2 protein-coding genes are annotated in these 15048 nt (G+C 71.6%); both read right to left on the bottom strand.

The genetic code is table 11. The features are described from left to right. On the bottom strand, nt 1–7691 hold a 7691-nt coding region (locus tag ABD371_RS35365; protein WP_344486749.1), incomplete at its 3' end, for an amino acid adenylation domain-containing protein. Continuing rightward, entirely contained in the window at nt 7691–15034 is a 7344-nt protein-coding gene (locus ABD371_RS35360; protein WP_344486746.1) for an amino acid adenylation domain-containing protein, read from the bottom strand. The genes ABD371_RS35360 and ABD371_RS35365, both read right to left, overlap by 1 nt. Nucleotides 15035–15048: the final 14 nt, after the last annotated feature.

Genomic DNA, 15048 nt, shown 5'->3' with positions numbered 1-15048 from the left:
CCCTCCGCACTGGCAGTGACCAGACCACCCAGCATCGCCGCCCAGCCGTCCACCAACGCCCGAACCGAAGACTCCTCGAACAACGCCTCCGGCCACAACAACGTCAACGTCAACTCAGGACCCTCGGGAAGGTCATGGACCGCACCCAGGATCTCCAGCGCGTGCATGACGGGGAAGTCGCCGCCGAGGCTCAGGTCGGCCGGGCCGTCGCCGGCCGGGGACCAGGCCTCGGCCGCGGTCTCGGCCGCAGCGAATCGTCCGAGGTAGTTGAAGCCGATCTGGGCCGAGGGCAGCGCCGCGAACGCCGAAGCCGTCTCGGAGTTGAGATAGCGCAGTACGCCGTACCCCAGACCATCACCCGGGACCGCCCGCACCTGCTCCTTGACCCGCTTCAGCACCCGCCCGGCCGCCAGGCCACCTTCTCTGACCTCCGTCAGGTCCACCGACCCGACATCCAGCCGAACCGGATGACTGCTCGTGAACCAGCCCACCGTCCGCGACAGATCGTCAGCCTCGCTGAGCGGCACCCGGCCGTGGCCTTCGAGGTCCACCAGGATCGCGCTGCCCGCACCAATGCTCTGGCTGTCCCGCCACTCCGCGACAGCCGCCGTCAACCCGGCCAGCAGCACATCGTCAATCCCCGCGTGGAACGCCGTCGGAACACGAGTGAGCAGCTCGGACGTCACCTCGACGGGGACCCGGACCGAGAGGCGTCGGAGTGTCGACTCGACATCGCGCTCGGGGTTGACCGGCTCTGTCGTGAGGAGCGGGTCCGGGCCCTGGAGGAAGTCGATCCACTGGGCCGTCTCCGCCAGCCGCTCTTCGCTGCCGGCCTGCGCCACAAGCTCACGCGCCCAGTGCCGGAACGACGTCGGCACCGGCTCCAGACCGGCCGTACGACCCGCCGCCAGCTCACCGTACGCCTGAACGAGATCCGGCAGCAGAACCCGCCAGGAGACCCCGTCCACCACCAAATGATCCACAACGATCAACAGCCGCCCAGAAACCTCCGCACCCAGGTCGAACCACACCACCCGCACCATCACACCGGCCCATGGGTCGAGCGTGTTGACGGCCTCTCGCGCCTTCTCGCTGATCAGACGGCTCAGTTCATCGCCTTCCAGACCGGTCGCGTCGACGCGGTGCACCCAGGAGTCGACGGGTACGGTGCCCGGCTCGGGCACGACGAGCCGGAGTTCCGAGCCGTTGCGCTCCAGCCGGGCGCGCAGTGCGTCGTGGTGGTCGGCCAGGGCCTGGACCGCGTCGGTGAGGACTGTGAGGTCCAGATCAGCCGGGGCGAGGATGAACGCGGGCTGAAAGACCTGTCCCAGCTTCTCCGCGTCCACGCGTTCGAGAAGGTCGTGCATGATCGGGGTGAGCGGTACTTCACCGGCCCCGGCGTCTCCCTGGACGGCCGTACCGCCGGCGGCGGCGACGGCGACCGTGGCCAGCCCTTCGGGGGTCTGGCGTTCGAAGACCTGGCGGGCGGTGATGACCAGCCCCGCCTTACGGGCACTCGACACCAGCAGCATCGACATGATCGAGTCGCCGCCCAGCTCGAAGAACGAACCATCGGCACTGACCCGCTCAAGCCCCAGCACCTCGGCGAACAGGGCGCAGAAGACCTCCTCCGCCCGCGTCGCCGGAGCACGCCCACCGGCCTCACCGGCGGACTCCGGCACGGGCAGCGCGGCCCGGTCCAGCTTCCCGTTCACCGTCAACGGCAGCGAATCGAGCACCACGAACACCGCCGGAATCATGTACTCCGGCAGCCGGCCGCCAACGAACTCCCGCAGCACCGCCACATCCACGGTTTCAGCGGCCACCACATACGCCACCAGACGCTTGTCACCCGGCCGATCCTCACGCACCACCACCGCGACCTGGCCCACGCTCTCGTGCGCCGCGAGGACGGACTCCACCTCGCCCGGCTCGACACGGAAGCCACGGATCTTCACCTGCTCATCCGCACGCCCCGCGAACCACAACTGACCGTCCGCACTCCAACGGGCCAGGTCACCCGAGCGATACATCCGCCCGCCGAACGGACTCGCCACGAAACGCTCCGCCGTCAGATCCGCACGACCCGCATAACCACGCGCCAGACCCGCGCCCGATACATACACCTCACCCGTCACCCCCACCGGAACCGGCTGAAGGAAACCGTCCAGGACGAACACCCGGGCATTGCCGATCGGGCGGCCGATGGACGGAGGCTGGTCCTCGGGCCGGATGCCTTCGTCGACCGGTCCTGATGTGGTGATGACGGTGGCCTCGGTCGGGCCGTACGAGTTCCACACCCGCGAACCGGCGATCCAGCGGCTCGCGAGATCGGCGTTCAGCCGCTCGGCGCCGAGGACCCAGTTCCACACCCCGGGCACGGCCGCCGGGTCGAGGACCCCGAGGAGTGAGGGGACGACGCTCGCGACCTCGACACCCGAGGCACGGATCATGCCGGCGAGCGCCTCGGGCTCACGGCGCTCCTCGGTCGACGCGATCGCCAGCGTCCCGCCACCGGCCAGTGTCACCGCGACATCGAGCACGGCCGCGTCGAAGCTGAAGGAGGCGAACTGAAGCGCCACCACCCCTTCGCCCATGCCGAGGGCGGGTCGCATCACCTGCGCGAGGTTCGCCACCCCGCCATGCGCGACCGCCACACCCTTCGGGCGGCCCGTCGAACCGGAGGTGTAGATGATGTACGCCAGCTGGTCCGGGCTCACCTTCACATCGAGCGGCTCGGCAGAGCCCGCTCCGATCTCGTCCAGCAGCACCGCCCGCGCGTTCCCCACCGGCACATCGGCCAGCGTCTCCCCGGTGCCCAGCACCAGTACGGCACCGCTGTCCGCGATCATGTACGCGAGCCGGTCGGACGGGTACTCCGGATCCAGCGGCACATACGCCCCACCGGCCTTCCAGACCGCGAGCAGCGCCACCACCATGTCGATCCCGCGCGGCAGGCACAGACCCACCACCCGCTCCCGACCCACACCCGCAGCGACCAGGACATGCGCCAGCTGATTGGCGCGTACGTCCAGCTCCCCGTACGACAGGACATCCGCACCCGACCGAACCGCCGGAACGTCGGGCGCGCTCGCGACGCGCGCGCCGAAGAAGTCCAGCACGAGGCCGGGGTCGACCTGCTGTGCGGTGTCGTTCCACTCGGACACCACCCGCGACCGCTCGGCCTCGTCCAGCACCGATATCTCGCTCAGCCGGGCCCTCGGGTTGGCCGCGACCTGTTCCAGCACGCGTGCCAGCCGGCCCGCCAGGGCTTCGGCGGTGGAGGCGTCGAAGATGTCGGTGGCGTAGAGGATCCCGCCGCCGATACCGGCCGGAGCGCCCTGGCTGTCGCGCTGCTCGACCAGGTCGAGGGAGAGATCGAAGCGGGCGGCCTCGGCGGCGAACGGCACCGGGTCGACGGCCAGGCCGGGCAGTTCCCAGCGCGGCGAGGCGGCGGTCTGGAGCGACATCATCACCTGGAACAGCGGGTTCCGGGAGAGTGACCGTGCCGGATTCACCGCGTCCACCAGGCGCTCGAAGGGCACGTCCTGGTGTGCGTAGGCGGCGAGGTCGGTTTCCCTCACCCGGCGGAGCAGTTCGGTGAAGGTGGGGTCGCCGCTGAGGTCGGTGCGGAGGACGAGGGTGTTGACGAAGAAGCCCGCGAGGTCGTCGAGTGCCGCGTCGCCCCGGCCGGCGATCGGGGTGCCGATCGGGATGTCGTCCCCGGAGCCCATCCGAGAGAGCAGCACGGCGACGGCGGCGTGCATGACCATGAACATGGTCGCCCGGCCGCGTCCGGCGACCTCCACCAGGCCGGCATGGGTGCGGGGTCCGACGCGCAGCGGCACGGTGCCGCCCTGGAAGGTGGAGACGGGCGGACGCGGCCGGTCGCTCGGCAGCGCGAGTTCTTCGGGGGCTCCGGTGAGGGCCTCTCGCCAGTGGCTGATCTGACTGGAGATCAGGCTGTCGGGGTCGTCCGGGTCGCCGAGGACTTCGCGCTGCCAGAGCGCGTAGTCGGCGTACTGGACGGGCAGCGGCTCCCAGCCGGGGGCCCGGCCGCCGCGCCGGGCCGCGTAGGCGGTAGTGAGGTCGCGCGAGAGCGCGCCCATCGACCAGCCGTCCACGGCGATGTGGTGCGCGACGAGGAGCAGGACGTACTGCGAAGGCCCGGTCGCGAGCAGTCGTACGCGCCAGGGCGGCTCGGTGCTCAGATCGAAGCCCCGGACCAGTTCCGCCGCGAGGGTCTCGTCGAGTGCGGCCTCGGTGATCTCCTCGGTCTCCAGGCGGGGGCGGCCCGCCGGTCCTTCGAGGAGGTGCTGGCGGGGTGTGCCGTCGGTCTCGGGGAAGACGGTCCGCAGGGTCTCGTGCCGGTCGGCGACATCGCCGAGGGCGGCCTCCAGCGCGGCGGTGTCCAGGTCGCCCGAGAGGCGCAGCGCGAGCGGCAGGTTGTAGGTGGCGTCCGCGCCGGATTCGGTCGCCTCCAGCCGGTTGAGGAACCACATCCGCTGCTGGGCGAAGGACAGCGGCACCGCGTCGGGGCGCGGCCTCGGTGTCAGGGCGACGCGCACCTCTCCGCGCGCGCTGTCGATCGCCCGGGCGAGAGCGGCGACCGTGGGCGAGCCGAAGAGTTCGCGGATGCTGAGTTCGGTGTCGAGTACGGCGCGGGTGCGCGCGATGAGGCGCATGGCGAGGAGGGAGTCGCCGCCGAGCTCGAAGAACGAGGTCTCCGCGCCGACCCGGTCCAGGCCGAGCACCTCGGCGAAGAGGCCGCACAGCACCTCTTCCACGGGGGTGGCGGGTCCTCGGCCGCCGGCCTGGGCCGCGAAGTCGGGGGCGGGGAGGGCGGCACGGTCGAGCTTGCCGTTCGCGGTGACGGGGAGCGTGTCCAGGAAGAGCACCGCTGCCGGAACCATGTACTCCGGCAGTCGGTCGCCGAGGTATTCGCGCAGCTCACCGCTTGTCACGCCGCCGCTCGTACGGGCGGTGGCCGCGCTCACCACATAGGCGACCAGCTGCTTCTGGCCGAGCCGGTCCTCGCGGGCGATGACCGCGGCCTGGTTCACGCCCTGGTGTACGGCGAGGAGTGTCTCGATCTCGCCGGGTTCGACGCGGAAGCCGCGGATCTTCACCTGCTCGTCGGCCCGGCCCGCGAAGACCAACTCGCCGTCGGCCGTCCACCGCGCCAGGTCGCCCGTCCGGTACAGCCGCTCCCCGGGCTCGAACGGGTCCGCGACGAACCGCTCGGCCGTCAGGTCCGCGCGTCCGCCGTAGCCCCGGGCGAGCCCGGCGCCGCCCACGTACAGCTCGCCGTGCACTCCCACCGGCACCGGCTGGAGGAATTCGTCCAGCACCAGGACGCGCGTATTGTCGCGGGGCCGTCCGATCGGCAGCAGCGCGGGAGTCTCCGCGTCCGCCGCGACCTCGAACGTCGTCGCGCACAGCGTCACCTCGGTCGGGCCGTACAGATGCCGTACGACCAGTCCGGGGCAGACTCCGCGAATCGACGCGACCGCGCCCGCGGGCACCACGTCCCCGCCGGTGAGCACCTCGGACAGTCCCGCCAGCACCCCGGGGGACTCCTCCGCCAGCACGCCCAGCAGACCGGCGGTGACATGCGCGGCCGTCACACCGTGCGCACCCACCAGATCAGCCAGCGCCGCACCGTCCACCCGGCCCGGCGGAGCGACCACCACCCGGCCGCCGTGGACGAGCGGTACCCACAGCTCGTACGTCGACGCGTCGAAGGCGTGGGGAGCGTGAAACAGCACCCGCCCGCGCGCCGCCTCGCTCCAGCACTCGTCCGTCACCAGCGCGGCGACCGCCGAGTGCGAGACCACCACGCCCTTCGGTACACCCGTCGAACCGGATGTATACATCACGTACGCGACGTCGGCACCGCTCACCTTCACCGCCGACACCCCGTCAGGGCCCGTCAGCAGGGCTCCGGCCGTGACGGTGTCCACCGGGGCGTCCGGCAGCTCGCGGTCCGTCACCGCCAGGGCGACGCTCTCCAGCACGGTCCGGGCGCGGGCGGCGGGCCACGACCCGTCCACGGGGACGAATCCCGCGCCGGCCTTCGACACGCCCAGGAGCACCGCCACCAGGTCCGCCGAACGCTCCATGACCACACCGACGAGGTCGCCACGGCCCACGCCCCGGGCCGCCAGCCCGCAGGCCACCCGGTCGGCGGCCGCGTTCAGCTCCGCGTACGACCACTCGCGCCCCTCGCCGACCAGCGCGACGGCGTCCGGGGAACGGCCCGTCTGAGCCTCGAACAGCTCCACCAGCGACGCGCCCGGGACCGGGCGCGATGTGTCGTTCCACTCCGACACCACACGCGTGAACTCGGCGTCGCCCAGCGCTTCGAGCCGGCCCAGCAGGGCCCCCGGATCGGCTGCCATCTGCGCGAGCAGACGGAGGAGCCGGTCGAGGACGCCCTGTGCCTCGTCGGCCCCGAAGAGATCCGGCCGGTAGTTCAGACGCATGCCCAGGCCGCCGATGGATCCCGCGACCAGGCCCAGCGGGTAGTTGATCGACTCCTGGAATCCGGCGCCCACCACGCGCAGGCCGGGCGGGCCGGGGAGTTCGGCGACGCCTTCCGACGAGTCCTCGCCGCTCAGCCCTGAGGGGAAGTTCTCGAAGGCCATGATCGTGTCGAAGGACGCGCCGGGGCCCGCGACCCGCTGGACCTCGCTCAGGCTGAGGAACTGGTGCTCCAGCAGGGCGGTCTGCTCGGCCTGGAGGTCGGCGAGCAGCCCGGCGACGGTCTGCGCGGGATCGAGCCGTACGCGGACCGGCACGGTGTTGATGAACAGCCCCAGCATGGTCTCCATACCGGGAAGTTCGGCGGGACGGCCCGCGACGCTCGCGCCGAACACCACATCGCGACGGCCCGTGAGCTTGCTGATGAGAAGGGCCCATGCCGCCTGCACCACCGTGTTCATGGTGACGCCGTGATCCCGGACCAGTTCCCGCAGGCTCTCGTCCAGCTCCGTACCGGCCCGGGCGGTGACCAGCTCGCCGTGGACGGGGGCCGCGTCCCGGTCCACGGGGGCGATGAGGGTGGGTTCGTCGGCCCCGGCCAGCGCCTCCCGCCATGCTTCGCGGGCCGCTTCCTTGTCCTGGCGGCCCAGCCATTCCAGATAGTCGCGGTACGGGGTGACTGCGGGCAGACCTGTGGTGCGGCCCCCGGCCTCGTACGCCGTCCACAGCTCGCGCATCAGCACCGGCAGCGACCAGCCGTCCAGCACGATGTGATGGAGCGTCACCACCATGCGGTAGCGCTCGTCGGCCACCTTGACCAGCAGGATCCGCAGCAGCGGCGGCTTCGCCAGATCGAATCGCCGGGCCCGCTCCGCCGCCCCGAGGCGGTCCACCCCGGCCAGCGCCTCGGTCTCCGAGAGCGTCGACACATCCTCTTCGCGCCAGGGCAGGACCACCTCACGGGCGATCACCTGGACCGGCTGGTCCACCCCCGGCAGCTGACGGAATCCCGCCCGCAGGCTGGCGTGCCGGGCGAGGAGACCCTGCCAGGCGGCCCGCAGCGCGACCGCGTCCAGCGGCCCTTCGATCCCCAGAACCATCTGCTCGACGTACACATCCGTGCCCTGCTCGTCGAACAGCGCGTGGAACAGCAGGCCCTCCTGCAACGGAGATACCGGCCAGACATCCTCGACTCGCATCTGAGTCATCAGAATCCCCCCTCGTTAGCGAGCTCGGTCTCAAGTTCGTCGATCTGGTTCTGGTCGAGCGTGATCAAAGAGAAGTCGGACGGGGTGTGGCCACCGCCACCACCGCCGCCACCACCACCGCCGCTGGAGCCTCCGCCGGAGCCGGAGGTGTGGGCGGCGAGACCGGTCAGCATCGCCGCCCAGCCGTCCGCGAGCGCCTGCGCCGACGCCTCGCCGAACAGCGCCTTGGGCCAGGCCAGGGTCAGGGTGAGTCTGGGTCCTTCGGCGAGATCGTGGACGACGCCGAGGGCCTCCAGGGCATGCGGTACGGGGTACTCCCCGGCCATGTGCCCGTCGGACTCGCTCTCATCGGCCGGCGACCAGTCCCGCGCCGAGCCGTGGACGGCCTCCCCGGCGGGGAATCGGCCCAGGTAGTTGAAGCCGATCTGGGCCGAGGGCAGTGCGGCGAGCACGGGCGCGGTCTCGGGGTTGAGCCTGCGGAGCATGCCGTGGCCGAGGCCGTCGTCGCCCGGGACCGCGCGCAGTTGCTCCTTGATGTGCTTGACCGCGTGGCCCGCCGCCGGGCCGCCCGCCCGCACTCCGCCGAAGTCGGTGGTGCCCAGGCGCAGCCGTACGGGATGGCTGCTGGTGAACCAGCCGACCGTCCGCGACAGATCGTCGCCGTCGGCCGTCCCGCTCCTGCCGTGGCCCTCCAGGTCCACCAGGATCCCGGCCGCCGACTGCCCCTGTTTGCGCCGCCACTCGGCGACGGCCGCCGTCAGTCCGGTCAGCAGCACATCGTCGATTCCGGCGTGGAACGCCGCCGGGACGCTGGTGAGCAGCTGTGTCGTCGTGCTGATCGGAACCCGTACCGACAGCCGGCGCATGGTCGACTCCCGGTCCCGGTCCGGGTCGACCGGCCCCGCGCCGAGCAGGGGATCGGGTCCCTGGAGGAGCTCCACCCACCGGGGCAGCTCCGCGACCCGCTCCGCGCTGCCCGCCCGCGCCGCCAGCGCACGAGCCCAGTGCCGGAACGACGTCCGGGCGGTTTGCAGCTCCGGCTCGCGTCCGGCGGCCAGTGCCGTGTACGCCTCGGTCAGATCCGGCACCAGAAGCCGCCAGGACACCCCGTCCACGACCAGGTGGGCCACGGCGATGAGAAGCCGCCCCTGCCGGTCGGGCCCGGCGTCGAACCATACGAGCCGCGCCATCACCCCAGCCTGCGGATCGAGCCCGTCCACGGCCGCCCGCGTCCACTGGTCGAGCAGCCGGCGGTGCTCGGCCCCGGTCAGACCGGCCGCGTCCACCCGCCGCACCCAGGAGTCGACGGGCACGGTGCCCGCCTCGGGCACGATCAGCCTCCGTGCAGTGCCGTCGTCGCCCTCCAGGCGCGCCCTCAGGATGTCGTGGTGGTCGACGAGTGCCTGTACGGCTCCGGTCAGCACCGCGAGGTCCAGGCCCGCCGGGGTCACCAGCAGGACCGACTGGACCGCCTGCCCCGCCCGGTCGGCTCCGACGCGGTCCAGGAGTTCGTGCATCACCGGGGTCAGCGGGATCTCGCCCACTCCGCCGTCCCCGCCGGCCGCCACGGCTCCGGCGGTCTCGACGGCGACCGATGCCAGGCCCTCCGGGGTCTGGCGTTCGAAGACCTGGCGGGCGGTGATGACGAGCCCCGCCTTACGGGCGCTCGACACCAGCAGCATCGACATGATCGAGTCGCCGCCCAGCTCGAAGAACGAATCCCCTACCCCTGCCTCTTCCAGCCCCAGCACCTCGGCGTAGAGCGCGCACAGCGTCTCCTCCACGGAGGTCGCGGGCCGCCTGCCGCTCCGCGCGGTGACCTCGGGGGCCGGGAGTGCGGCCTTGTCGAGCTTGCCGTTGACGGTCAGCGGGAGGGCGTCCAGGACGAGGACGCTCGCCGGGACCATGTACTCGGGAAGCCGGTCCCCCGCGAACCGCTTGAGCGCCTCGGCGTCAAAACTGTCGGCGGTGGCGGGTACGGCGTAGGCGACCAGACGCTTGTCACCCGGCCGGTCCTCACGGACGATCACCGCGACCTGACCGACGCTCTCGTGCGCGGCGAGGACGGACTCGACCTCGCCCGGCTCGACACGGAAGCCACGGATCTTCACCTGCTCATCCGCCCGACCCGCGAACCAGAGTTGGCCGTCCGCGCTCCAGCGGGCCAGGTCACCCGAGCGGTACATCCGGCCGCCGAAGGGGCTCGCCACGAAACGCTCCGCCGTCAGATCCGCACGACCCGCGTAACCACGGGCCAGGCCGTCACCCGAGACGTACAGCTCACCCGTCACACCGACCGGGACGGGCTGGAGGAAGTCGTCCAGGACGAAGACCCGGGCATTGCCGATCGGGCTTCCGATGGCCGGAGGCTGATCGTCGGGGGTCATCCCGGCGTCGAGAGGAACGGCGGTGGTGATGACCGTCGCCTCCGTCGGACCGTAGGTGTTCCACACCCGCGAACCAGCCAGCCACCGACTCGCCAGATCGGCATTGAGCCTCTCGGCTCCGAGGACCCAGTTCCGCACCCCGGGCACCGCCGCCGGGTCGAGGACCCCGAGGAGTGAGGGGACGACGCTCGCGACCTCGACACCGGAGGTGCGGATCATCTCCGCCAACGCCTCGGGCTCCCTGCGCTCCTCGCTCGACGCGATGGCCAGCGTTCCACCAGCGGCGAGCGTGACCGCGACATCGAGCACGGCCGCGTCGAAGCTGAAGGAGGCGAACTGAAGCGCCACCACCCCTTCGTCCACGCCGAGGGCGGGTCGCATGGCCAGCGCGAGGTTCGCCACCCCACCGTGAGCGACCGCCACACCCTTCGGACGACCCGTCGAACCCGACGTATAGATCACATACGCAAGTTGGTCCGGACTCACCCTCACACCGAGCGGCTCGGCAGAACCCGCTCCGACCTCGTCCAGGCGCACAACGGGCACGTCGATCCCGGGAATCTCCGCCCCCAGCACCAGTACGGCACCGCTGTCGGCGACCATGTACGCGAGCCGGTCCGCCGGGTACTCCGGGTCCAGCGGTACATACGCCCCGCCCGCCTTCCACACCGCGAGCAGCGCCACCACCATCTCCACACCGCGCGGCAGGCACAGACCCACCACACACTCCCGACCCACACCCGCAGCAACCAGGACATGCGCCAGCCGATTGGCACGCGCGTCCAGTTCCTCGTACGACAGCACATCCGCACCCGACCGGACCGCCGGTACCCCGGGCGCGCTCGCGACACGCTCCGCGAACAGATCCAGGAAGGTGTCCGCCTCGACCGGCAGCACGGTGTCGTTCCACTCCGACACCACACGCGACCGCTCGACCTCGTCCAACACCGCGATCTCACTCAGCCGCACATCCGGATCAGCCGCCACCTGCTCCAGCACCCGACCCAAACGCCGCGCCAGACCCTCAACCGTCGCCGCGTCGAACAGATCCGTCGCGTAAAGGATCCCGCCACCGATACCCGCAGGACCACCCTCCGCATCCCGCTCCTCAACGAAGGTCACGGAGAGGTCGAACCGGGCCGACAACTCCGAAGCGGGCGGCAGGGGCGCGACCTCAAGGCCGGGCAGTTCCCAGCGCGCCTCCGGGACGTTCTGGAGCGCCAGCATCACCTGGAACAGCGGGTTCCGGGAGAGCGAACGAACCGGACTCAGGACATCCACCAGCCGCTCGAACGGCACGTCCTGATGCGCGTAGGCGGTGAGGTCGGTTTCCCGGACGCGGGCCAGCAGTTCGGTGAAGGTGGGGTCGCCGCCGACATCGGACCGGAGGACGAGGGTGTTGACGAAGAAGCCCGCCATGCCGTCGAGTGCCGCGTCGCCACGGCCCGCGATGGCTGTGCCGATCGGGATGTCCTCGCCAGCGCCCATCCGTGACAGCAGAATCGCCATGGCCGCGTGCACGACCATGAACATGGTGGCCCGGCCGCGCCCGGCGACCTCCACCAGACCGGCGTGCGCCTCGGCGTCGACGCGCACCGGGACCGAGCGTCCCCGGAAGGTGGAGACGGCCGGCCGCGTTCGGTCCGCAGGCAGCGTCAGCTCTTCCGGTGCACCGGCCAGGGCGTCCCGCCAGTAGTCCAGTTGTACGCTGGCGAGGCTGTCCGGGTCGTCCAGTTCGCCCAGCTCGCGCCGCTGCCAGAGCGCGTAGTCCGCGTACTGCACCGGCAGCGGCTCCCAGCCGGGGGCCAGGCCCTCGCGGCGGGCGGTGTAGGCCGTGCTCAGATCGCGCGCCAGGACGCCCATCGACCAGCCGTCGACCGCGATGTGATGCGCCACGATCAGCAGGACGTACTCCGAAGGACCGGTCACCAGCAGCCAGGTCCGCCAGGGCAGATCGACGCTCAGATCGAAACCGCGGCCCGAATGCACGGCGAGAGTCCCGGCGAGTCCGGCCCCGGTGGTCTCCTCGGTCTCCAGCCGGGGGCGGCCCGCCGGTCCTTCCAGAATGTGCTGGCGGGGTGCGCCGTCGGTCTCGGGGAAGACGGTCCGCAGGCTCTCGTGCCGGTCGGCCACATCACCGAGAGCCGCCTCCAGCGCCGCGACATCCAGCTCACCCGACAGACGCAGCGCCAAGGGGAGGTTGTAGGCGGCGTCGGCACCGGAATCGGTCTCCTCCAGCCGGTTGAGGAACCACATCCGCTGCTGGGCGAAGGACAGCGGCAGTGTGTCCGGCCGCGCCTGGGGAGCCAGCGGGGTCCGAGCGCCGTCGTGGTCGCCGTCGATCAGCCGGGCCACTTCGGCGACCGTCGGGGTGATGAACAGATCCTTGATCCGGACATCGGTCTCAAGAACGGCGCGGACCCGGGCGATCAGCCGCATCGCGAGCAGCGAGTCACCGCCCAGCTCGAAGAACGACACCTCCGCGCCGACCCGGTCCAGACCCAGCACCTCGGCGAACAGCCCGCACAGGACCTCCTCCACCGGGGTCGCCGGGCCGCGTCCAGTGGGCAGATCGGCGAAGTCGGGGGCGGGGAGGGCGGCACGGTCGAGCTTGCCGTTCACCGTGATCGGAAGCGTGTCCAGGAAGAGCACCACCGCCGGAACCATGTACTCCGGCAGTCGGTCGCCGATGTACTCGCGCAGCGCGTTCGCCGTACCGGGAGCCGTACCAGGGGCCGTATCGGCCGCCGGTACGACATACGCGACGAGCCGCTTCTCCCCCGGCCGGTCCTCGCGAGCGATGACCGCCGCCTGACTGACGCTCTCGTGTGCGGCGAGAAGCGTCTCGATCTCGCCGGGCTCGACGCGGAAGCCGCGGATCTTCACCTGCTCGTCGGCCCGGCCCGCGAAGACCAACTCGCCGTCGGCCGTCCACCGCGCCAGGTCGCCCGTGCGGTACAGCCGCTCCCCGGGCTCGAACGGGTCCGCGACGAACCGCTCCGCCGTGAGCCCCGCACGGCCGCCGTAGCCCCGCGCGAGACCGGCACCACCCACGTACAGCTCACCGTGCACACCCACCGGCACCGGCTGGAGGAATTCGTCCAGCACCAGGACGCGCGTATTGTCGCGGGGCCGTCCGATCGGCAGCACCGCCGGAGCCTCCGCGCCCGCCGCCACCTCGAACGTCGTCGCGCACAGCGTCGCCTCCGTCGGGCCGTACAGATGCCGCACCACGAGGCCCGGGCACACCTCCCGGAGCGCTGTGACCGTGCCCGCCGGCACCACATCCCCGCCGGTCAGCACCTCGGACAGCCCCGCCAGCACCCCGGGCGACTCCTCCGCCAGCACGCCCAGCAGACCGGCGGTGACGTGCACCGCCGTCAGCGCGTGCTCACCGACCAGGCCCGCCAGCACACCGGCGTCCACCCGTCCGGGCGGTGCCACCACCAGCCGGCCGCCGTGGACGAGCGGTACCCACAGCTCGTACGTCGACGCGTCGAAGGCGTGGGGGGCGTGCAGCAGTACTCGCCCGCGCGCCGCCTCGCTCCAGCACTCGTCCGTCACCAGCGCGGCGACCGCCGAGTGCGGGACCTCCACGCCCTTCGGCACACCCGTCGAGCCGGATGTGTACATCACATAGGCCACATCGGCACCGCTCACCCTCACCGCCGGCACCCCGTCAGGGCCCGTCAGCAGGGTTTCGGCCGGAACGACCTCCACCGGGGCTTCGGATACGTCGCGATCCGCCACGACGAGCGCGACATCGCCCAGCACCACCCGGGCCCGGGCCTCCGGCCAGGACGCGTCCACCGGCACATAGCCGGCACCGGCTTTCGACACGCCCAGGAGCACCGCCACCAAGTCCGTCGAACGCTCCATGACCACACCGACGAGGTCGCCACGGCCCACGCCCCGAGCCGCCAGCCCGCAGGCCACCCGGTCGGCTGCCGCGTTCAGCTCCGCGTACGACCACTCACGGTCTCCGCCGACCACCGCGATCTCGCCCGGGGAGCGCCCTGCCTGGATCTCGAACAGCTCCACGAACGAGGCTGCCGACACCGCACGGTCCGTGTCGTTCCACTCCGTCACGACCCGCCTGTACTCGGCCTCGTCCAGCACCTCGATCCGGCTCAGCGGGGAGTCCGGGGCGGTGGCCATCTGCTCCAGCAGACGGAGGAGGCGGTCGAGCACATCCTGAGCCTCATCGGCCCCGAAGACATCAGGCCGGTAGTTCAGGCGCAGGCCCAGGCCGTCAACCGACCCCGCCACCAGCCCCAGCGGATAGTTGATCGACTCCCGGATCGCGTAGTCGATCACCCGCAGATCCGACGGCCCCGGATGGCGGCCCCGCGCCCCCGACGGGAAGTTCTCGAAGGCCATGATCGTGTCGAAGGTGGCCCCCGCACCGGCCACCCGCTGGACCTCGCTCAGGCTCAGATACTGGTGGTCCAGCAGGGCGGTCTGCTCGGCCTGGAGGTCGGCGAGCAGCCCGGCGACGGTCTGCGCGGGGTCGAACCGTACGCGGACCGGCACGGTGTTGATGAACAGGCCCAGCATCGATTCCATGCCGGGCAGTTCGGCGGGCCGCCCCGCGACGCTCGCGCCGAACACCACGTCCCGGCGGCCCGTGAGCTTGCTGATGAGAAGGGCCCACGCCGCCTGCACCACCGTGTTCATGGTGACGCCGTGCTCCCGGACCAGCTCGGCGAGGGCGTCGTTCAGACCGGTGCCCACGGCGGCGAATCGCTGATGGGATTCCACCGGGGCGTCGTCCCGGTCGGCGGAGGGCGCGATGAGCGTCGGCTCGTCCGCGCCTGCCAGCGCCTCCCGCCAGACCTCACGCGCGGCGTCCTTGTCCTGGCGGGCGAGCCATTCCAGATAGCCGCGGTACGGGGTGACGGCGGGCAGACCGGCCGTGCTGCCCCCGGCCTCGTACGCGGTCCACAGCTCCTGCATCAGAATCGGCAGCG

Source organism: Streptomyces amakusaensis, assembly GCF_039532665.1.
GTDB classification, from domain to species: Bacteria; Actinomycetota; Actinomycetes; order Streptomycetales; family Streptomycetaceae; genus Streptomyces; species Streptomyces amakusaensis.
The sequence above is the reverse complement of the archived record's forward strand: the minus strand, read 5'-3'. Positions and strand labels throughout refer to the sequence as shown.